Source organism: Oxalobacteraceae sp. CFBP 8761 (assembly GCA_014841595.1).
GTDB lineage: Bacteria > Pseudomonadota > Gammaproteobacteria > Burkholderiales > Burkholderiaceae_D > Telluria.
Window position 1 is genome coordinate 13,280 of record JACYUE010000005.1, and the last position, 20,255, is coordinate 33,534.

The window sequence follows — 20,255 nt, forward strand, 5'->3', positions numbered from 1 at the left end:
CTGAAAAGCCCGCCCGCGCATCTGCGCCGGCGGGCTTTTTTCATGGGAGCCAGGCAAGGGGTTGGCGGTGGCAGGGCTATAATCGTGTAATCCTGTCATGACGAAAGAAACACGATGTCGCCTGCCCTGCCTGCCGATCTGCGCTGCCCCCGCACCCTCACGCGCGAAGGCGGCCCGACGCTCTCGCGCATCGTCGCCGGCATGTGGCGCATGACCGACTGGGCGATGCCGGTCGCGGCGCGCGTCGAGTTCATCGAACAATGCATCGCGCTGGGCGTGACCTCGTTCGACCATGCCGATATCTATGGCGACTACGGTGTCGAGATGCTGTTCGGCGAGGCGCTGCGCGCCCAGCCGTCGCTGCGCGCCCGCATCGAACTGGTGAGCAAGTGCGGCATCCGGCTCATGTCGGCCAAACATCCCGGGCACACGATCCAGCACTACGACACCGATGCGGCGCACATCATCGCATCGGCCGAAGAATCGCTGCGCCGCCTGCACACCGATCACCTCGACCTGCTGCTGATCCATCGGCCCGACCCGCTGATGAACTTCGACGAGATTGCCGAAGCGTTTACGCGGTTGCAGGCAGCCGGCAAGGTGCGGCACGTGGGCGTGTCGAATTTCACGCGCCACCAGTTCGAGTCGCTCAATCGCCGCGTGGCGCTGAGCACCAACCAGGTCGAGTTCTCGCCGCTCGTGACCACGCCACTGTTCGACGAAACCTTCGACGGCCTGCAAGACCTGGGCATCGCGCCGATGGTCTGGTCGCCGCTCGGTGGCGGGCGCCTGTTCGACCCGGCCAACGAGCGCGCCGCCGTGCTGCGCCAGACGATCCAGCATATTGCCGAGCGTTTGAACCAGCCGTTTGCCAGCGTGGTGTTCGCGTGGATCATGCGCCTGCCAAGCCGCCCGATTCCTCTGACCGGCACCGGCCGCATCGCGGCGATTGCCGACGCGGTGGCCGGCACCACGATTGAACTTACGCGCGAGGACTGGTTCCAGATCCTGCGCGCCGCGCGCGGCCACGAGGTCGCCTGATGCTCGAGGCCCACGTCAAGATCGTCGAAGGCAAGGCGCTGACGGCGCCGCAAAAGAAGGATCTGCTGAACCGGCTGGCGCGGATCGAGGGCCAACTGCGCGGCGTGCAGAAACTGATCGCGCTGGCCGACACGCCACTGGACTGCGACGCAGTGGCGCAGCAGATGGCGGCAGCGCGCAAGGCGCTCGACCGCTCGTTCGTGCAGTTGCTGACCGCATCGATCGTGACCCAGACCAGCGGCGCGGCCGACCTGCCCGAGGCCCGCGAACGGGCCGCACACCTGGCGGCGATGCTCGACAAGTTCGCCTGAACGAAAAAACGGCCCTTGTCAGGGCCGCCGGTTCATTCTTCGTCGTAGACTTTCGGCTGCGCCACCCCGCGCCAGCCCATCTTCCAGCCGATATTGAGCAGCAAGGTCAGGCTGATGTATACCAGGAAGAACAGCACGAAGAAGCGCGTCTGCAGCACGGCCAGCAAGGCCGCGCAGACGGCGACGATGATGATCATCAGCTTGCCGCTCGGGTGCTTGGAGCTGGGGAAGCGGATGGTCGAGACCATCAGCGCGCCAACCACCACCATCAGGCCAGCCACCATGAATGCCTGGGCCATCTGGGTGACCGGGTCGGGCCAGGCCACGACCACGGCCGACACGCAGGCCGCGCCGGCGGTGATCGGCATGCCGACGAAGTAGCGCGGGTCAGTGCGGCCCTGGCTGATATTGAAGCGCGCCAGGCGCAGCGCGCCGCAGGTGACGAACACGAAGCAGGCCAGGCCGCCCATGCGCACCAGCGTCGGATGCACATCGGTCAGTTGCGTGAAGCCGTAGCAGTACAGCAGCAGGCCCGGGGCACAGCCAAAGTTCATCACGTCGGCGATCGAGTCGAGCTGCATGCCGAAGCTGGACTGGGTATTGGTAGCGCGTGCCACGAAGCCATCGAGCGCATCGAACACGCCGGCCAGCACCAGCAGGATGGCGGCCAGGCGGAAGTCGCCCGGGTCGCCCACGCGCGCATTGTCGACCGAGATCACGATACTGGCGAAGCCGCAGGCAATCGACAGCAACGTGACGGAACTCGGCAGGGCGAACTTGGCGCGTGCGAGGCGTTGTTGGTTAATAGGCTTCAATGGACGACTCGACAAGATAAATGATGGCTTATTCTACAGCCTGCAAAACAAGGTGGTTGCGCGTTGACGTCACCACCCGCCATGACGTCAAAATTTGCCCTAGAATATCGAATTGAGCCCGTATTGACAGGAGTTGTAAAATGAGCTATGCGCTCCGTTGGCAGCTGATGGTCCCAGCCCTGGCCGCCGCCCTGGGCTTGGCTGGCTGCGGCAGCAGCGATAGCGACAGCCTGTCCGGCCAGGTCACTGGCGGCACCGCCGTCAATCCCGATTCGTCCGTGGCCCCCGACCCCACCGGTGCCACAGCGCCCACGCAAACCGGCAATATCGCCGTCGACGGGCGCAACTGGATCAACTACCGGCGCAGCCAGATCAAGGTGCCACAGGTACCCGAGAACGCGCAGATCAACAACGCCGCGCTCGGGCATTCCGAGTACCTGCGCGTCAATAACCTCATGAGCCACGACCAGGTCGCCGGGCGCCAGGGCTTTACCGGCGCCGACCTGGGCGCGCGCCTGAACGCGGCCGGCTACACGTTGCGCGCCGATCGTGGCTATGCCTACGGCGAAGTCATCGCGGGCAGCCGCAACGGCTCCGGCTTCTACATGGCCGAAGAACTGATCACCGCGATCTACCACCGCTTCGTGATCTTCGAGCCGATGTTCCGCGAAATCGGCACCGGCGCAGCCATCGCCAGCAGCGGCTACCGCTACTTCACGGCCGATTTCGCCAGCCGCGACGGCTACGGCCCCGGCATCGCACGCGGCACGCTCGTTACCTGGCCGTTCAATGGACAGACCCAGGTCGTGCCGAACTTCTTCAGCAATACCGAGCAGCCCGACCCAGTCCCCGACGCCAACGAAGTGGGCTATCCGATCAGCGTGCACACCAACCTCGATACCAACGTCACGGTCACCAGCTTTAGCGTACGCCCGCGCGGCGGCAGCGACCTGACCGTGCTGCGCATCGCGCCGCTGTCCGACAACAAGCCTGCTGCCGCCATCATCCCGCTGCAGCCGCTGCGCGAGGCCACCATCTACGACGTCAGCTTCGCTGGCACGGTCAATGGTGCGGCCGTCACGCGCACCTGGTCGTTCACTACACGGTGACGGGCGCCCCGAGCGGCGATGCCGCAGCTGTCATCAACCTGGAAACCGCCCTGGACCGGGTCATGGGCGACCGTGCGATGTTCCTGCGCCTGCTGGCGCGCTTTGCCGGCGACTACCGCGACCTGATCGCACGCCTGCAAGCGGCCATCGATGCCGGCGACGCCGTGCTGGCGCAGCGCATCGCCCACACGCTCAAGGGCGCGGCCGGCATGATGGAGGCACTCCCGCTGCGCTACCTGGCGCTCGACGTCGAACTGGCGCTCAAGAAGGACGGCGCGGCGCCGGCTGCGCTGATCGACGCGCTGGACGTTGCGCTGACACGGGTGCTGATGGAAGTGGATGCGCTGCTGGTGGCGCCGGATGCTGCGGCTTTGCCGGTGGTGTCGTCAACGGCATCGCCCGCGCTATCGGTCGATGCGCGCGACCTGACGCGGCTGCGCGCGATGCTCGACATCGGCGATGGCCGCGCGCCCGAGCTGGTGGCGCTGCTGCGGCCACGCCTGCTGGTCACGCTGGGCGCCGACCGCATGGCGGCGCTGGAGAAGTCCATCGAGCGTTTCGATTTCGAGCATGCGTTGCTGCTGCTGGCGCAGGCAGGCGCCGCAGCGCCGCCAGACCTCAACGCGTAAATTCGGCTTCTTCGTCGAAGGCGTCGGCGCAGGGCTTGCCACAGAACCGCCGCACGCTGTCGAGCGGCTTTTCGCAATACCAGCACGAGCCCTTGGCGGGCAGGTTGGCGCGGGTAGGCGCGGCGCTCACGGCAGCGGCAACCGAGACGGGCGGCGCCTGAAGCGGCCTGCTACCGGTCGGAAAACTTTCATAAGTCGTTTCCAAGATCCACCCCCTGATACGGCAACCTGAAGTCAGAGAAAGATTACTTCAGTGGAACTCCATGCCCATGAGAAAGCGCAAGCGGGAGCCCAACTGGCGAACCCATCACTGCGGTTCTTTGCGTATCAGTGTGCTCCCAATGCAATGTGGGTGCAATCCCTGACCTGCCATGCCGATGCAATTTGACGTAACTGCAACATGCGGATCGGGTTGCGTTACTTCGCCGGTTCGAGCGTGACGACAAGGCCCGTGCGGGTGGTCTGGATGCGCGTCGGAACGAACTGCACGCCGGCATAACGCAAGTCGCTCTGGTCGAACGCATACACCGGCATGTCGCGCGCGACAGTGTCGATCAGCGTATTGGCCACGCGCGCCAGCCGGCGCTCGGCCTCGGGATTGCCAAGCTGCAGACGGTCGACGCGCGGCTCGGCCATCATGACGGCGGCGCGCCCCGGATCGATGTACAGGCGGCCCGAGAACGCAACGTTGCCGGCCCAGGCGCGCGCAAATGGTGGCGCAACCGACGCATCGACGGCAAGCGCGACCCGGTCTTGGTCCGGCACCAGCGACAATTGCGGACGCGTGAGCTGGACGTCAAAAATGTCGAGCAGGCGTTCGTTGATCGGGAAGCGCTTGTCGAGGCTGGATTGCAGCTTGTGCAGCGGCAGCTCGACCTGGCGCGGGCCGAGGACGCTGGCGCAGGATGAGAGTAAGCAGGCGCCAACGAATGCGGCAGTCAGGCGCAGCGCCGTGCGGCGCGCGGGATGAAGCTTGGAAGAGGTAATGTGCTGGTCCATGTTCCAAGCCTAGCATGCCGGGCCGCGGCGCACGCGATGCTTACTTTCCGATACAGAATCGCCCGAAAATCACCCCCAGCAAATCATCCGGCGTGAACTGCCCGGTGATGCTGGACAGCTGATCCTGCGCCAGCCGCAGCTCTTCGGCAAACAGGTCCAGCGACTGGTCATCCTGCATTGCATGCTGGCGTGCCAGTTCCAGGTGCTCGCTTGCCGCGCGCAGTGCAATCAAATGCCGCTCGCGCGCCAGGAACAGCGACTCGCCCGTCTGCTGCCAGCCGGCGATGCGCAGCAGTTCGGCGCGCAGCAGGTCGATGCCGAGCTTTTCGTGCGCCGACAGATACAGGTGCACGGCGTCCGTGCTTTCATCTTTTGACGGCTTGTGGCCCGACAGGTCGATCTTGTTCCAGATGCGCACCACCGGCACATTGGCCGGGAAGGCCGCGACGATGGCTTCGTCGGCCGCGCTCGGGCCAAGGTTCGCGTCCAGCAGATGCAGGATCACGTCGGCCTTGCCCACTTCGCCCCAGGTGCGCTCGATGCCGATGCGCTCGACCACGTCGATCTCGTCACTGATCGCGCGGATGCCGGCGGTGTCGATGATGTTCAGCGGGATGCCCTCGATCTGGATCGTCTCGCTGACCTTGTCGCGCGTGGTGCCGGCAATCGGCGTGACGATCGCGACGTCGGCGCCGGCCAGTGCGTTCAGCAGTGACGACTTGCCCACGTTCGGCTGCCCGACCAGCACCACATTCAACCCTTCGCGCAGCAGCGCGCCTTGCGCCGCCTGACGGAACACGTGTTCCAGCGCCGTGATGATCCCGGCCAGCTGGCCGCGCGCGTTCGATTTTTCGAGGAAGTCGATTTCTTCTTCCGGGAAGTCGAGCGTGGCCTCGACCAGCATGCGCAGATTGGTCGTCTGATCCACCAGCGTGTGCACCACCTGCGAAAACGCGCCCGACAGCGACTGCGACGCCGACTTGGCGGCAGCTTCAGTGGAAGCGTCGATCAGGTCGGCCACCGCCTCGGCCTGGGCCAGGTCGAGCTTGTCGTTGAGGAACGCGCGGCGCGTGAATTCGCCCGGTTCTGCCAGGCGCAAATCCATGCTGCTGCCCGCCTCGAGCACGCGTCCCAGCAGCATCTGCAGCACGATCGGGCCGCCGTGACCCTGCAGCTCCAGCACGTCTTCGCCGGTGTACGAGTGCGGTCCCGGGAAGTACAGGGCCAGGCCTTCGTCGATGATGTCGCCGTTGGCGGCCTTGAACGGAATATAGGTTGCGTGGCGCGGCGCGAGCGTCGCACCGGGGAACAGCGCGGCGATCAGCGCGCCCAGTTCCTTGCCGGAGGCGCGCACGACGCCAATGCCGCCGCGGCCAGGGGCAGTGGCGATGGCGGCGATGGGTGAGGTATCGAGTTTCATGGGGCGATTGTAAGGGATGCGCGCGGCCGGGCCTATCGGCGGACCGCGAAAAACAAAAAAGCCCGCGCACAAGGCGCGGGCTTTTCTCGATGACGCCGGCAGCTTACTTCGCGGCGGCCGTCTCGAACTTGCGCGTGATGACCCACTGCTGCGCGATCGACAGGATGTTGTTGACCACCCAGTACAGCACGAGGCCGGACGGGAAGAAGAAGAACACCACCGAGAACGCGATCGGCATGAACAGCATCATCTTGGCCTGCACCGGATCGGTCGGCTGCGGATTGAGCTTGGTCGTGATGAACATCGACACCGCGTAGATGACCGGCAGGATGTAGAACGGGTCAGGCTGCGTCAGATCCTGGATCCAGCCGATCCATGGCGCGCCGCGCATCTCGACCGACGCCTGCAGCACCCAGTACAGGGCGAAGAACACCGGCATCTGCACCAGGATCGGCAGGCAGCCGCCCAGCGGATTGATTTTCTCGGTCTTGTACAGCTCCATCGTGGCTTGCTGCATCTTGACCGGATCGCTCTTGAAGCGTTCGCGGATCGCCTGCATTTTTGGCGTGACCACACGCATCTTGGCCATGCTGCGATAACCTGCCGCCGACAGCGGGAAGAACGCCAGCTTGATCAGGATGGTCAGGGCGACGATGGTCCAGCCCCAGTTGCCCAGCATCGCGTGCAGCTGCGTCATGACCCAGAAGATCGGCTTGGCGATCACGGTCAGCATGCCGTAGTCCTTCACCAGCTCCAGGCCCGGGGTGATGGTTTCCAGCGTGCGCTCGTCCTGCGGCCCCGAATACAGGCGCGAATCGACTGACACGGTGGCGCCAGGCGCCACGGTGCCCATCGACTGCACGGTACCGATCGCATACAGGTTGGTGGCGATCTTCTTGGTGAAGATGTCGCGCGGCGCCCGGTCGGCCGGAATGAAGGCCGAGACGAAGAAGTGCTGCGAGATCGCGACCCAGCCGTTGTCGGCTTTCAGCGCGTGATCCGCACTGCCCTTTTCGATCTGCTCGAAGGTCAGCTTCTGGTACTTGTCGGTGCTCGTGTACAGCGTCGGGCCGGTGTAGCTTGGCATGAACCACGAATCGGTGGCCGGCTTGGTGCCGTCATGCTGCAGCTGCAGGTACAGCGATGGCTGGACCGGCGCGGTGCCGATATTGGTCACGTCGTGACGCACGCCGATCAGGTAGTCGCCCTTGCGGAACGTCAGTGTCTTGGTCAGGCGCACGCCGGCCTGCTCTGCATCCATCACGACCTGCACCTGGCCATTCGCGCCCAGCGTACGCACGCCAGGACGCACGGTGAACGGCGTGGTGTGGTTCGGCAGCACGCCGGTGGCGGTGGTGCCGATCAGGCCAGTCTGGCCCAGATACACGTTCGGACCGTTCACGCTGAACAGGACCTGGTTCTTGGTCTTGTCGAAGTGATCGCGGTACTTCAGCATCTCGAGGCGCTTGATCACGCCGCCGACCGGGTCGATGTCGACCTTGACGACGTCGGTGGTGACGGTGACGAGCGGGCTCGCCACGGCCGCCACTGGCGCGCCGCCAGGAACAGCAGCTGCACCTGGCGTGGCCGGCACACCGGGCACGGCATTGCTGCCCGCTTGCGGTGCAGCCGGCACATCGGATGGCTTTTGCTGGGCAACCTGCGCCGGACGCGCCGGTGAGAACATCGACTGTTTGCCGTTAGCCACCATCCAATTGTTCCAAAGAACAATCAGGGAAATGGCGAACACGATCCACAGGACAGTACGTTTATTGAATTCCATTGGAGTCTTCAGGAGTGGTTGCAACCGCAAGCGGCTGAATGGGATTCCTTGGTGCCTGCAGGCGGCACCGGGTCGAGGCCGCCCGCATGCCACGGATGGCAGCGGCCCACGCGGCGCGCGGCCAGCCATGAGCCGCGTGCAGCGCCGTGGACGCGCAACGCTTCGATCGCATAATTGGAACAACTGGGATAGAAACGGCAGCGCGGCCCGAGCATCGGCGAGATCAGCAGTTGATAACCGCGCAAGATCCCGACAAACAGCGAGACGAGCAGCGTTTTCATGCCGCGTCCACCGGCGCCGGGCGCCGCAGCTGCGGCGCGAACAGGCGCGTCAGTTCCACCTTCAATGCGGCCTTCAGGGCCCGGTTCGTGGCCGGGCCATCCTTGCCGTTGACCGGCCGCGACAAGCGGACGATGCAATCGACAGGCGGCAGGCCGGTGGTGCGGAACAGTTCGCGCGTGATGCGCTTGATCGTGTTGCGCGTGACCGCGCGCGGCGCAAAGCGCTTGGCCGCAACGACGCCCAGCCGCGCATGCGGCAGTGCGTTCGGTCGCGTATAGAGCACGAAATGCGCCGTTTTTTGCGCTGGCCGCAAACGAAAAACGGATGAAAATTCATCCGTTTTAACGATGCGCCGAACGCGCGCGAAGTCGTGCGAACCTTCGCCTGTCATCACTGACCGCAACGTGCGGTGTGTGACTTAGACAGCCAGACGCTTGCGGCCTTTGGCGCGGCGAGCGTTCAGGACTTGACGGCCACCACGGGTAGCCATACGTGCGCGGAAGCCGTGCGTGCGCTTGCGACGGACGACGGAAGGTTGGTAAGTACGTTTCATGGTGGTCTCGCTTAAAGCAAAATAAGATGCAAAATCGGGTCTGACTTGAGTCAGATTCGGCGCCGATGACAATTTCGCAGATTAAGCTCGCGTCATGCCACAGGTCTCTCTTCGCCCGACTACCAGCCGCTGAAATTATCAGCCTGACACGGTGCACGGACGGGGAACCCTGAATTAGACTCTAATTCGCGCATCAGTGTCAAGGTTGATGTTGTTTCGCAGGCCGCCTCCACCGCCCTTCCCGGCCCGCCTGCCGGGCACCCCGACAGGCCGTTTCGGTGGAAAATATGTGTAGCGCCTGTGGATAACTTTGTCCGGTGCGGGTAAAATAGCGTGTTACGTATCAACAAGCGAAGTAATGGAAAATTTTTGGCAGACCTGTTCCGCGCAGCTAGAGCTCGAGCTCACGCCACAGCAATATAGCGCGTGGATCAAACCGCTGGTCGCCCTCGACTACGAAGACGGCAAGCTGCGCGTGGCCGCACCGAATCGCTTCAAGCTCGACTGGGTCAAGACACAGTTTGCCACCCGCATCACGGAGTTGGCAGCCCAGTACTGGGAAGCGCCGGTCGAGGTGCAGTTTGTGCTCGACCCCAAAACGCACCCATCGCGCAACACGGTCAGCGCCGGTGCGTCCGGTTCGACCGCAACCGTCGACTTCAACGCCCCGCGCCCGGCGCCCGGCGCTGAGCACCCGAGCCCGAACAGCGGCAACGGCCCGAGCCACAACCAGAACCTGAACATCGCCAACTCGCCGAAACGCGAGCAAAGCCGCATCAACACCGAGCTGACCTTCGACAGCTTCGTGACCGGTAAGGCCAACCAACTGGCGCGCGCCGCCGCGATCCAGGTGGCGAACAACCCGGGCGTGTCGTACAACCCGCTGTTCTTCTACGGCGGCGTGGGCCTGGGTAAGACTCACCTGATCCATGCGATCGGCAACCAGGTCATGGCCGACCAGCCGAACGCGCGCATCCGCTACATCCACGCCGAGCAGTACGTGCGCGACGTCGTCACCGCCTATCAACGCAAGGGCTTCGACGATTTCAAGCACTACTATCACTCGCTCGACATGCTGCTGATCGATGATATTCAGTTCTTCGGCGGCAAAAGCCGCACGCAGGAAGAGTTCTTCTATGCATTCGAGGCGCTGATCGCCGCGAAGAAACAGATCATCATCACGTCGGATACCTATCCGAAAGAGATCACGGGCATGGATGACCGCCTGATCTCGCGTTTCGATTCCGGCCTGACGGTGGCGATCGAGCCGCCGGAGCTGGAAATGCGCGTCGCGATTCTGCTGAAAAAAGCGCAATCCGAAGACGTGACGCTGTCGGACGACGTCGCCTTCTTCGTGGCAAAACACCTGCGCTCGAACGTGCGCGAACTCGAAGGTGCACTGCGCAAGATCCTGGCGTACTCGCGCTTCCACGGCAAGGACATCACGATCGACGTCGTCAAAGAAGCGCTGAAGGATCTGCTGTCGGTGCAGAACCGCCAGATCTCGGTGGAAAACATCCAGAAGACGGTGGCGGATTTCTTCAATATCAAGGTCGCGGACATGTACTCGAAGCGCCGGCCGGCCAACATCGCCCGCCCGCGCCAGATCGCCATGTACCTGGCCAAGGAACTGACGCAAAAGAGCTTGCCGGAAATCGGCGAACTGTTCGGCGGACGCGACCACACGACTGTGTTGCACGCGGTGCGCAAGATCGCGGGCGACCGCCAGAAGAATCCCGAATGCAATCACGAGTTGCACGTGCTGGAACAGACCCTGAAAGGGTAATCCGGCAGCAGCCGGGCAGACGCCTTGTGTTTGCCGCAGGCAATGGCACAATATCGTTTTAGTAATAATTAACCAATCAAACGTACTGAGGATAAAATGCAACTGGTCAAATCCACCCGAGATACGCTTCTCCGGCCACTGCAGATCGTGAGTGGTATTGTCGAGCGTCGGCACACTATGCCGATTCTGGCCAATATCCTCATTCGCAAAGATGGCCAGAACGTGTCGTTCCTGTCGACCGACACCGAAGTACAGATCACCACGCACGCCAATATCGGCGCTGGCGACGAAGTTGCCGGCACGACGGTCGCCGCGCGCAAGCTGCTCGACATCCTGCGCGCGCTGCCGGAATCGGGCGACGTCACGATGACGCTGCAAAACAAACGCCTGGCCGTGCAGAGCGGCAAGTCGCGCTTCGCGCTGCAGACGCTCGCGGCCGAAGAGTTCCCGACCGTCTCGATCGCCGACACCTACAACGCATCGGTCACGCTGCCGCAAAAGACACTCAAGCACCTGTTCAACATGGTGTACTTCTCGATGGCGCAGCAGGACATCCGCTACTACCTGAACGGTCTGCTGCTGGTGCTCGACGGCAGCAACATCATTGCCGTGGCGACTGACGGTCACCGCCTGGCCTTCTGCTCGGTGGAAACCGAACAGCAGTTCGAGCGTCAGGAAGTGATCATCCCGCGCAAGACCATCATCGAACTGCAGCGCCTGCTGGAAGAAAGCGATGAAACGGTCCGCCTGGACATCGCCGCGTCGCAAGTGAAACTGACCTTCGCCGACATCGAGCTGGTCTCGAAACTGGTTGAAGGCAAGTTCCCTGACTACACGCGCGTGATTCCAAAAGGTTACAAGAACGACTTCACGATCAGCCGCGATGAACTGCTGCGCTCGCTGCAGCGTGCCGCGATCATGACCAGTGACAAGTTCAAGGGCGTGCGCTGCATCATCGAGCCGGGCGTCATGAAGATCAGCTCGACCAATGCCGACCAGGAAGAAGCAGTCGAAGAACTCGAGATCGACTACGGTGGCGATTCGATCGACATCGGCTTTAACGTGACTTACCTGCTCGACGTGCTCAACAACCTGAAGTGCGACCAGGTCAACATCGCCCTGGGCGACTCGAACTCGTCGGCGCTGATCTCGATTCCCGAGGTCGGCGACTTCAAGTATGTCGTCATGCCGATGCGTATTTGATGCCTCGAACGGGCCGCTCCGGCGGCCCGGATGCAGCGTACCGCACGCTTCGCGTGCCGGTCTGAAATACTCAGTTTTAAAGAAAGTAGTCCATGTCCGAGAATACCCCAGCAGAAAATATCCCCGCCATCCCGGTGGATGATTATGGCGCCTCCTCGATCCAGATCCTGGAAGGCCTGGAAGCGGTGCGCAAGCGCCCGGGCATGTACATTGGCGACACGTCCGACGGCACCGGCCTGCACCACCTGGTCTTCGAAGTGCTGGACAACTCGATCGACGAATCGCTGGCCGGCCACTGCACCGAAATCCACGTCACGATCCACTCGGACAATTCGATCTCGATCACCGACAACGGCCGCGGCATCCCGGTCGGCCTGAAAATGGACGACAAGCACGAGCCGAAACGCTCGGCAGCCGAGATCGTCCTGACCGAATTGCACGCTGGCGGCAAGTTCGACCAGAACTCGTACAAAGTTTCCGGCGGCCTGCACGGCGTGGGTGTGTCGTGCGTGAATGCACTGTCAAAACTGCTGCGCGTGACGATCCGCCGCGACGGCAAAGTGCACCAGATGGAATTCGTGCGCGGCGTGCCGCAAAACCGCGAACTGGCGATGGTCAACGGCATCGAAGTCTCGCCCATCAAGGTCATCGGCGAAACCGACAAGCGCGGCACCGACGTGCACTTCTGGGCCGACGAGACCATCTTCAACCACGTCGAGTTCCACTACGAAATCCTGTCCAAGCGCATCCGCGAACTGTCGTTCCTGAACAATGGCGTGAGCATCAAGCTGACCGACCAGCGCTCGGGCAAGGAAGAAATTTATGCATTCGAGGGCGGCACGCGCGGCTTCGTCGAATACATCAACAAGACCAAGAACGTGCTGCACCCGACCGTCTTCCAGGCGACCGGCGAGCGCATGTCGGACCAGAACACGAACATCTCGGTCGACGTCTCGATGCAGTGGAACGACGCCTTCAACGAACAGGTCCTGTGCTTCACGAACAACATCCCGCAGCGCGACGGCGGCAGCCACCTGACGGGCCTGCGCGCTGCCATGACGCGCGTGATCAACAAGTACATCGACGAGCACGAGTTCGCCAAGAAGGCCAAGGTCGAAATCTCTGGCGACGACATGCGCGAAGGCTTGACCTGCGTGCTGTCAGTGAAAGTGCCGGAACCAAAATTCTCGTCGCAGACCAAGGATAAACTGGTGTCGTCCGAAGTGCGCGGCCCGGTCGAAGAGATCGTCGCCAAAACCCTGACCGACTTCCTGGCCGAAAAGCCGAACGACGCCAAGATCATCTGCGGCAAGATCGTCGAAGCCGCCCGCGCCCGCGAAGCCGCGCGCAAGGCACGCGACCTGACGCGCCGCAAAGGCGTCATGGACGGCCTGGGCCTGTCGTCGAAACTGGCCGACTGCCAGGAACGCGACCCGGCGCTGGCCGAACTGTACATCGTCGAGGGTGACTCGGCAGGCGGCTCGGCCAAGCAAGGCCGCGACCGCAAGTTCCAGGCCATCCTGCCGCTGCGCGGCAAGGTGCTGAACGTGGAAAAGGCGCGCTTCGAAAAGATGCTGTCGTCGGAGCAGATCACGACCCTGATCGCCACGCTCGGTACCTCGATCGGCCCGGACGAATTCAACGTCGAAAAACTGCGCTACCACCGCATCATCATCATGACCGATGCGGACGTCGACGGCGCCCACATCCGTACCCTGCTGCTGACGCTGTTCTATCGCCAGATGCCGCAACTGGTCGAGCGCGGCCACATCTACATCGCACAACCGCCGCTGTACAAGGTCAAGGCCGGCCGCGACGAACGCTATCTGAAGGACGACATCGAAGAAGCCAGCTACATGATGACGTTCGCGCTCAATACCGCGTCGCTCATCCCGCGCGATGGCGCCGAGCCGATCAGCGGCGAAGCGCTGGGCGAACTGGCACGCCAGTACAACCTGGCCAACACCATCATGATGCGCCTGACGCGCGTGATCGACCGGGCCGCACTGACCGCGATCTTCAGCGGCGGCGTGGCACTGGACCTGACCACGCTCGACAACGCCGAAGCATCGGCGCAGGCGATGGAAAAATCGATCAACGACCCAGCCGTCAAGGTCAAGGTGCGCTCAGACGACCTGTCCGAGAAGCACGCACTGCGCATCGAACGCATCTACCACGGCAACGTGCAGGTGACGTCGATCGACGCCGACTTCGTGGCGGGCGCCGATTACGCGGTGCTGGCCAACTCGGCAGCAACGTTCCAGGGCCTGATGGGCGAAGGCGCGATCGTGCGCCGCGGCGAAGGCGAGCGCATGAAGGAATTCGCCGTGCGCGACTTCCACGCAGCGATGCTGTGGCTGCGTGAAGAAGCCGAACGCGGCGTGTCGAAGCAGCGTTACAAAGGTCTGGGCGAGATGAACCCGTCGCAGCTGTGGGAAACCACGATGGATCCGACTGTGCGTCGTCTGCTGAAGGTGCAGATCGATGATGCAATCGCGGCGGATCAGATCTTTACGACGTTGATGGGGGATGACGTGGAGCCACGTCGGAACTTTATTGAGGCGAATGCGTTGAGGGCTGGCAATATTGACGTTTAAGATGTTTGTGTAGGATCTCAAAATTCATGAAATAAATCTCATAATTTGAAATGGCGGCGGCCCTAGAAAAAGGGCCGCTTTTTATTTTAAGATCCCTCGCCATTTAACGAATTTTATTTAATTATCTTTGGGAAATTTGGAATTTAAATTTACTCTCACCTCTCGCCTGTTCGTCTGCTCCAGGGGGCTGCCTGTTCGCAACTTCCACACATCCAAAAGGCAGGAACCGATTAATGACAACAAAAGAACACCAGATCGAACGGAACTTCATCGATAAACTCGGCGAGCTGAAATATGCCACCCGTCCAGACATCCGTGACCGGGCTACGCTCGAAGCCAACTTCCGTGATAAGTTCCAGCAGCTCAACCGTGTAAAGCTTACAGATGAGGAATTCGCGCGCCTACTCGAAGAGATTGTCACGCCCGACGTCTTCACCGCCGCTCAAACCCTGCGCACCCGTAACAGTTTCATTCGTGAAGACGGCACGCCACTAAATTACACACTAGTTAACATCGACGACTGGTGCAAAAACAGCTTTGAGGTAATTAATCAACTGCGCATCAGCAGCGACTACAGCCACCACCGTTTCGACGTCATCTTGCTTATCAATGGCGTGCCGGTGGTGCAAATCGAGCTAAAGACACTTGGCATCAATCCGCGCCGTGCCATCGAGCAGATCGTCGAATACAAGAACGACCCGGGCAATGGCTTCACGCGCACGCTGCTGTGCTTCATACAAGTGTTCATTGTTAGTAACCGCAATTCCACTTACTACTTCGCCAATAATAACGCGCGGCACTTTAGCTTCAACGCCGACGAGCGCTTCCTGCCCATCTATCAGTTTGCGGCACCGGACAATACGAAGATAAATGGGCTTGATGAATTTGCCGAATCATTTTTACCAAAGTGCACGCTGGGCCAGATAATCAGCCGCTATATGGTGCTTGTGGCCAGCGAGCAGAAGCTTCTCATGATGCGGCCTTATCAGATTTATGCCGTCAAGAACATCGTCAAATGCATTGAAGAACACAGCGGCAACGGCTTTATCTGGCACACCACAGGCAGTGGCAAGACACTGACGAGCTTCAAAGCCTCGACACTGTTGAAGGCCAACCCGGTCATCGAGAAATGCCTGTTCGTGGTCGACCGTAAAGACCTCGACCGCCAGACTCGCGAGGAATTCAACCGCTTCCAGGAAGGCTGCGTAGAGAGCAACACCAATACCGCCGAACTTGTTCGTCGCTTGCGTTCTGACGATGCTGCCGACAAGGTCATCGTCTGCACCATCCAGAAGCTGGGAATCGCGCTGAACGAGAACAGCAAGCGTAACAAGAGCCGTGAAAAGCGTGGCCTTGCCACCTATGCCAATCAGCTCGAAGCCTTGCGTGATAAGCGGGTCGTTTTCATCTTCGACGAATGCCATCGCTCGCAGTTCGGCGAGAACCACCAGACCATCAAGGAGTTCTTCCCCAAGGCCCAGCTCTTCGGCTTTACCGGCACACCCATCTTTCCGGAGAACGCGAGTTTTAAGCAGATCACGGGTGAAGAACAGACGATGAAGACCACAGAAGATCTCTTCCAGCAGTCCTTACACGAATACACCATTACCCATGCGATTGAAGACCGCAATGTCTTGAAGTTTCACGTCGACTACTTCATGCCAGACGGCAAGAACTCACTTAAACAAGGCGAGAAGATTGCTAAGCGCGCCATCATCGAAGCTATTCTTGCCAAACACAACGCTGCAACGGGCGAGCGCAAGTTCAACGCCATCTTCGCCACAGCGTCAATCAATGAGGCGATCGAATATCACCGCTTGTTTAAAGAGATACAAGCTGAGAAGCTGCGGGCAGATTCTGGTTTCCTGCCGCTCAACATCGCCGCTGTATTCTCACCGCCAGGCGACGTTAGTGCCGACGTGCGCCAGCTCCAGGAAGACCTGCCCAACGAGTTGGCGGATAACCAACAAGAGCCGGACGCCAAGAAGATAGCGCTGGCTGACATCATCGCCTGCTACAACGTGCGCTTCGGCACCAATCATCGCATTGAAGAGTTTGACCTCTACTACCAGGACGTGCAACAACGTATCAAAGACCAACAGTGGCCGGACGAAGACCTGCGCAAGGGCAATCCCGGCATCGAACAGCACAAGATCGACATCACCATCGTCGTTGATATGCTGCTCACCGGCTTCGACAGCAAGTACCTCAACACCCTCTACGTCGACAAAAATCTAAAGCAGCATGGCCTCATCCAAGCCTTCAGCCGCACCAACCGCGTGCTGAACGACACCAAGCCCTACGGCCACATCCTGGATTTCCGTGGTCAGCAGGATGCGGTAGACGCGGCCATAGCCCTTTTCTCCGGCGCGAAGGCAGACAAAGCTCGCGAAATCTGGCTGGTCGACAAGGCGCCTATTGTTATCGACAAGCTCAAGGAAGCGAAGCATGCCTTGCAGGACTTCATGCAATCACAAGGCCTTGCCGGAAAACCAGAAGACGTCGCAAAACTAATGGGCAACGAAGCACGTGTCGAATTCGTGCGGCAGTTCAAGGAAGTACAGAAACTGCAAACCCAGCTCGACCAGTACACAGACCTCACGTCCGAGCAGGCAGAGGCCATCCAAACCATCTTACCCGGCGACGAACTTAACGCCTTCCGCAGTCAGTACCTGGAAACCGCAAAGCGCCTACGCGATGAACGCGCGAGCCCTGGTAACCGATCCGTTGGCGATAAGCTCGAAGCGATGGAGCTGCTCGATTTCGAGTTCGTTCTGTTCGCGTCCGCGACGATTGATTACGACTACATCATGAAGCTCATTGCCGACTTCTCTACCAAGAAGCCCGGCAAGGCGAGGATGAGTCGCGAACAACTGGTCGGCCTGATCGGAGTCGATGCCAAGTTCCTCGATGAGCGCGAGGACATCACCGAATACGTGATGAGCCTCAAGGCGGGTGAGGGCCTGGACGAGCGCGCTATCCGTACGGGCTACGAAGAATTCAAGGCGGTGAAAGCCGCCCGCGAGCTGGCAGAGTTGGCAACCAAACATGGCGTGCCCACGGCAGACCTGCAAGGCTTTGTGGATGCGGTGCTGGAGCGCCGTATCTTCGATGGCGAGCAACTAACCGAACTCCTCGCCCCGTTGGAGCTGGGATGGAAGGCGCGCACACAGAAAGAGCTGGCCCTAATGGACGATCTGGTGCTGCTGTTAAAGCGGCGCGCTGGCGACCGCGATATTTCGGGCCTTCAGGCTTACGAGGATTGAATGATGATGAAGGACTTTAAGACCGGGCTGGTGCCTCAGCTTCGCTTTCCGGAGTTTAGAGATGCGCAAGCATGGGAAAAAACCACAATTGGCGAGATCGGTAATTTCCATTACGGAAAAAGTGCCCCTAAATGGTCTTTAGCGGCAGATGCACCTACGCCTTGTGTTCGATACGGCGAGCTATATACCAAATTCGGAGCAGTTATTACGGAAACTGCGTCACGAACTAACATCGACCCAAGCAATCTTCGATTTAGCAAAGGCGGAGAAATTCTCGTTCCTCGCGTTGGAGAGAAACCCGAAGACTTCGGAAAGTGCTGTTCCTATTTGCCTTTAGCAAATGTTGCAATCGGTGAAATGATCAGCGTGTTTCAAACCAAAGAAATACCGCTTTTCTATACCTACTATTTTCGGCATTTGTACAAGCAGTTTGCAAAGGTTGTTGAGGGCCAGAATGTCAAGAACCTCTACTACGCTGAACTAGAGCCTCTTACTATTTTCCGCCCGTCGCGCGCCGAGCAACAGAAGATTGCTGACTGCCTGGGCTCGCTAGACGAGCTGATCACCGTACAGCGGCATAAAGTTGATGCCTTGAAGACTTACAAACGTGGCCTAATGCAGCAGCTTCTTCCCCACGAAGGCGAGACTGTTCCTCGCCTCCGCTTCCCCGAGTTCACTGGTCTCAGCTCTTGGCATTCCAAGAAGATCGGCAGCTTAATGAGTAAAGCCTCATTCGCTGTAAGTGTCGAACCGGAAAAAATGTATCGAGAGATCGGCATCCGGTCTCATGGAAAGGGCATCTTCCACAAAGTGCCTGTTCTCGGGAAAGTCATTGGTGAAAAACGGGTGTTCAAGGTGGTGCAAGACGCGCTAGTATTAAACATTGTTTTCGCTTGGGAGCAAGCCGTGGCGACGACTTCTGAAAAGGAAACCGAAATGATCGCGTCTCATCGATTTCCCATGTATGTGGCAAAACCGGGGAAATGCGATGTCGAATACATCAAAAATTTTTTCGTCACCAAAGAAGGCAAGCGCCTTTTGGGCATGGCCTCACCCGGCGGCGCGGGTAGAAACAAGACGTTGGGTCAGAAGGAATTTGAGAAACTGGAGGTAGTCTTGCCCGTCTCAGTCAACGAGCAGGTCCAAATTGCGAACTGTCTGTCGTCACTTGACACCAAGATAACCTTCGAGGCTGATCAACTCGAAGCTCTGAAGGCTCACAGAATGGGCATTATGCAGCAACTCTTCCCTGCACCTGAAGAGGGCGAAGCGTGAGTGGCATCCGTAAATTTACTAGTCTGCGCAGATTGGTTCATCGTTTACGCGACGACTTAAACAATCCAACGAAGCCCACGCAACTAATACTAGTCTATGCATATAACCGAACTGGCAAGACACGCCTTTCGATGGAGTTTAAGGACGCAGGGAAGCGGAAAAACGGCGGGAACTCAGATACACTTTACTTCAACGCTTTTACGGAAGATTTGTTTACCTGGGAAAATGATCTTGATGAAGATACGTCCCGTTACCTACAGCTAAACCCAGACTCCAACTTTTTCAATGGGCTAAAAGACCTTTCGTTGGATGAAACCATCGCCGGCTACCTCAACCGATATGCAGACTTTGATTTTGATATTGACTATGATTCGTGGAAAGTCTCCTTCCGCAAAGACACTGCGGAGAACATCAAAATATCGCGCGGTGAGCAGAATATTTTCATCTGGTGCCTGTTTATGGCCATCTGTGAGCGCATGCTTGATGGCCACGTCTCCTATCAATCAAAGAAATATCTCTATATAGACGACCCGATTTCTTCGCTCGACGACAACAGTGCTATTTCTGTCGCTTGTGACTTGGCAAAGCTCCTTCGTCGCGCCGCGAGTAGAAAAGCCCAAAACGGAGAGGCGAATCCTATAAAAATCGTTTTTTCGTCGCACCATGCACTTTTTTTTAACGTGATGTGTAATGAGATCGGCAGATCTAAAGAGGCTCAGCCTAAGGTAGCCCTTAAACGGTATTTTCTTCATCGTCCTAATGGCGACGGTGTTTATACCCTTCGAGCGACCGACGACACGCCTTTTTATCATCACGTTGCAACCCTTGCTGAGCTTCAACTGGCTTCAGATCCGGCTAAAGGTAAGTTGTATACCTATCACTTTAATGCATTGCGTAGCATTATGGAAAAAACCGCGTCCTTCTTTGGTCATTCAGACATTTCTTTTTGCCTAAAGAAAATCAATAACGAAGAAGACAGAGCCCTCTACAACCGCGTAATCAATCTACTCAGCCACGGTGCATATGCCATCTACGATCCTACGGAAATGGGTGACGATAATAAGGAGCTGTTCCGCCGTATTCTCAAAGACTTCATAAATGAGTTTAAATTCAATCTACCGGGCATTTTGTAAGCACCGTGATAATTGAGGGTGCTTATACTACTACCAATATCATGAGCAAACCA

At 59.5% G+C, this 20,255-nt stretch carries 18 protein-coding genes; 10 read left to right on the forward strand and 8 right to left on the reverse strand.

What is annotated here, in order from left to right; genetic code table 11:
- The first annotated feature begins 114 nt into the window (after nucleotides 1-114).
- Both IFU00_21220 and IFU00_21225 read left to right on the forward strand, forming a co-directional pair.
- A complete protein-coding gene (locus IFU00_21220) occupies nucleotides 115-1,041 on the forward strand; it encodes an aldo/keto reductase (protein ID MBD8544802.1) in 927 nt (308 codons plus the stop codon).
- The gene (locus IFU00_21225; GenBank protein ID MBD8544803.1) at nucleotides 1,041-1,352 is read left to right on the forward strand and encodes a metal-sensing transcriptional repressor; all 312 of its coding nucleotides are present in this window, start codon (nucleotides 1,041-1,043) and stop codon (nucleotides 1,350-1,352) included. Before IFU00_21220 ends, IFU00_21225 begins: the two co-directional genes overlap by 1 nt.
- A 32-nt stretch (nucleotides 1,353-1,384) precedes the next feature.
- Here IFU00_21225 and pssA read toward each other — a convergent pair whose 3' ends face one another.
- Nucleotides 1,385-2,167 carry a CDP-diacylglycerol--serine O-phosphatidyltransferase gene (pssA, locus tag IFU00_21230; protein ID MBD8544804.1) on the reverse strand — a complete coding sequence of 261 codons (783 nt, stop codon included), beginning with the start codon at nucleotides 2,165-2,167 and terminating at the stop codon, nucleotides 1,385-1,387.
- Between the two features lie 140 nt (nucleotides 2,168-2,307).
- Here pssA and IFU00_21235 point away from each other — a divergent pair, with 140 nt between their 5' ends.
- Entirely contained in the window at nucleotides 2,308-3,276 is a 969-nt protein-coding gene (locus IFU00_21235) for a CAP domain-containing protein (GenBank protein ID MBD8544805.1), read from the forward strand.
- A gap of 62 nt (nucleotides 3,277-3,338) precedes the next feature.
- Nucleotides 3,339-3,905, forward strand: a complete 567-nt coding sequence (locus IFU00_21240; protein MBD8544806.1) for an Hpt domain-containing protein — start codon at nucleotides 3,339-3,341, stop codon at nucleotides 3,903-3,905.
- Here IFU00_21240 and IFU00_21245 read toward each other — a convergent pair.
- The 7 genes from IFU00_21245 to rpmH form a co-directional block, all read right to left on the reverse strand.
- A complete protein-coding gene (locus IFU00_21245) occupies nucleotides 3,895-4,110 on the reverse strand; it encodes a hypothetical protein (GenBank protein MBD8544807.1) in 216 nt (71 codons plus the stop codon). The genes IFU00_21240 and IFU00_21245 overlap by 11 nt on opposite strands.
- Nucleotides 4,111-4,322: 212 nt before the next feature.
- The gene (locus tag IFU00_21250) at nucleotides 4,323-4,904 is read right to left on the reverse strand and encodes a DUF1439 domain-containing protein (GenBank protein ID MBD8544808.1); all 582 of its coding nucleotides are present in this window, start codon (nucleotides 4,902-4,904) and stop codon (nucleotides 4,323-4,325) included.
- Nucleotides 4,905-4,944: 40 nt separating this feature from the next.
- Nucleotides 4,945-6,324 carry a tRNA uridine-5-carboxymethylaminomethyl(34) synthesis GTPase MnmE gene (mnmE, locus tag IFU00_21255; GenBank protein ID MBD8544809.1) on the reverse strand — a complete coding sequence of 460 codons (1,380 nt, stop codon included), beginning with the start codon at nucleotides 6,322-6,324 and terminating at the stop codon, nucleotides 4,945-4,947.
- A gap of 103 nt (nucleotides 6,325-6,427) precedes the next feature.
- Complete coding sequence (yidC, locus tag IFU00_21260) at nucleotides 6,428-8,107, reverse strand: membrane protein insertase YidC (GenBank protein ID MBD8544810.1); 1,680 nt, start codon at nucleotides 8,105-8,107, stop codon at nucleotides 6,428-6,430.
- An 8-nt stretch (nucleotides 8,108-8,115) separates the two neighbouring features.
- Nucleotides 8,116-8,388 (reverse strand): membrane protein insertion efficiency factor YidD, encoded by a 273-nt coding sequence (gene yidD / locus IFU00_21265; GenBank protein ID MBD8544811.1) that lies wholly within the window; start codon nucleotides 8,386-8,388, stop codon nucleotides 8,116-8,118.
- Nucleotides 8,385-8,780 carry a ribonuclease P protein component gene (gene rnpA, locus IFU00_21270; protein MBD8544812.1) on the reverse strand — a complete coding sequence of 132 codons (396 nt, stop codon included), beginning with the start codon at nucleotides 8,778-8,780 and terminating at the stop codon, nucleotides 8,385-8,387. The genes yidD and rnpA overlap by 4 nt, the downstream gene beginning before the upstream one ends.
- A gap of 27 nt (nucleotides 8,781-8,807) precedes the next feature.
- A complete protein-coding gene (rpmH, locus tag IFU00_21275) occupies nucleotides 8,808-8,942 on the reverse strand; it encodes a 50S ribosomal protein L34 (GenBank protein ID MBD8544813.1) in 135 nt (44 codons plus the stop codon).
- Nucleotides 8,943-9,300: 358 nt separating this feature from the next.
- On the opposite strand from rpmH, the gene dnaA reads away from it, so the two are divergent.
- The 6 genes from dnaA (at nucleotide 9,301) to IFU00_21305 (ending at nucleotide 20,202) form a co-directional block, all read left to right on the forward strand.
- Nucleotides 9,301-10,728 carry a chromosomal replication initiator protein DnaA gene (gene dnaA / locus IFU00_21280; protein MBD8544814.1) on the forward strand — a complete coding sequence of 476 codons (1,428 nt, stop codon included), beginning with the start codon at nucleotides 9,301-9,303 and terminating at the stop codon, nucleotides 10,726-10,728.
- A gap of 96 nt (nucleotides 10,729-10,824) precedes the next feature.
- On the forward strand, nucleotides 10,825-11,931 hold the full coding sequence (locus tag IFU00_21285) for a DNA polymerase III subunit beta (protein ID MBD8544815.1): 1,107 nt from the start codon (nucleotides 10,825-10,827) through the stop codon (nucleotides 11,929-11,931).
- Between the two features lie 92 nt (nucleotides 11,932-12,023).
- Nucleotides 12,024-14,528 carry a DNA topoisomerase (ATP-hydrolyzing) subunit B gene (gyrB, locus tag IFU00_21290; GenBank protein MBD8544816.1) on the forward strand — a complete coding sequence of 835 codons (2,505 nt, stop codon included), beginning with the start codon at nucleotides 12,024-12,026 and terminating at the stop codon, nucleotides 14,526-14,528.
- A 233-nt stretch (nucleotides 14,529-14,761) separates the two neighbouring features.
- A complete protein-coding gene (locus IFU00_21295; GenBank protein ID MBD8544817.1) occupies nucleotides 14,762-17,794 on the forward strand; it encodes a type I restriction endonuclease subunit R in 3,033 nt (1,010 codons plus the stop codon).
- Nucleotides 17,795-19,069 carry a restriction endonuclease subunit S gene (locus IFU00_21300; GenBank protein ID MBD8544818.1) on the forward strand — a complete coding sequence of 425 codons (1,275 nt, stop codon included), beginning with the start codon at nucleotides 17,795-17,797 and terminating at the stop codon, nucleotides 19,067-19,069.
- Nucleotides 19,066-20,202 (forward strand): AAA family ATPase, encoded by a 1,137-nt coding sequence (locus tag IFU00_21305; protein ID MBD8544819.1) that lies wholly within the window; start codon nucleotides 19,066-19,068, stop codon nucleotides 20,200-20,202. Before IFU00_21300 ends, IFU00_21305 begins: the two co-directional genes overlap by 4 nt.
- The last annotated feature ends 53 nt before the right edge of the window (nucleotides 20,203-20,255 follow it).

What these genes read in the sequence shown, in the direction of transcription:
- IFU00_21220 (MBD8544802.1), top strand. Translation starts at nt 115, where the DNA reads ATGTCGCCTGCCCTGCCTGCCGATCTGCGCTGCCCCCGCACCCTCACG.
- IFU00_21225 (MBD8544803.1), top strand. Translation starts at nt 1,041, where the DNA reads ATGCTCGAGGCCCACGTCAAGATCGTCGAAGGCAAGGCGCTGACGGCG.
- IFU00_21235 (MBD8544805.1), top strand. Translation starts at nt 2,308, where the DNA reads ATGAGCTATGCGCTCCGTTGGCAGCTGATGGTCCCAGCCCTGGCCGCC.
- IFU00_21240 (MBD8544806.1), top strand. Translation starts at nt 3,339, where the DNA reads ATGGGCGACCGTGCGATGTTCCTGCGCCTGCTGGCGCGCTTTGCCGGC.
- IFU00_21250 (MBD8544808.1), bottom strand. Translation starts at nt 4,904, where the DNA reads ATGGACCAGCACATTACCTCTTCCAAGCTTCATCCCGCGCGCCGCACG.
- mnmE (MBD8544809.1), bottom strand. Translation starts at nt 6,324, where the DNA reads ATGAAACTCGATACCTCACCCATCGCCGCCATCGCCACTGCCCCTGGC.
- yidC (MBD8544810.1), bottom strand. Translation starts at nt 8,107, where the DNA reads ATGGAATTCAATAAACGTACTGTCCTGTGGATCGTGTTCGCCATTTCC.
- yidD (MBD8544811.1), bottom strand. Translation starts at nt 8,388, where the DNA reads ATGAAAACGCTGCTCGTCTCGCTGTTTGTCGGGATCTTGCGCGGTTAT.
- rnpA (MBD8544812.1), bottom strand. Translation starts at nt 8,780, where the DNA reads ATGACAGGCGAAGGTTCGCACGACTTCGCGCGCGTTCGGCGCATCGTT.
- rpmH (MBD8544813.1), bottom strand. Translation starts at nt 8,942, where the DNA reads ATGAAACGTACTTACCAACCTTCCGTCGTCCGTCGCAAGCGCACGCAC.
- dnaA (MBD8544814.1), top strand. Translation starts at nt 9,301, where the DNA reads ATGGAAAATTTTTGGCAGACCTGTTCCGCGCAGCTAGAGCTCGAGCTC.
- IFU00_21285 (MBD8544815.1), top strand. Translation starts at nt 10,825, where the DNA reads ATGCAACTGGTCAAATCCACCCGAGATACGCTTCTCCGGCCACTGCAG.
- gyrB (MBD8544816.1), top strand. Translation starts at nt 12,024, where the DNA reads ATGTCCGAGAATACCCCAGCAGAAAATATCCCCGCCATCCCGGTGGAT.
- IFU00_21295 (MBD8544817.1), top strand. Translation starts at nt 14,762, where the DNA reads ATGACAACAAAAGAACACCAGATCGAACGGAACTTCATCGATAAACTC.
- IFU00_21300 (MBD8544818.1), top strand. Translation starts at nt 17,795, where the DNA reads ATGATGATGAAGGACTTTAAGACCGGGCTGGTGCCTCAGCTTCGCTTT.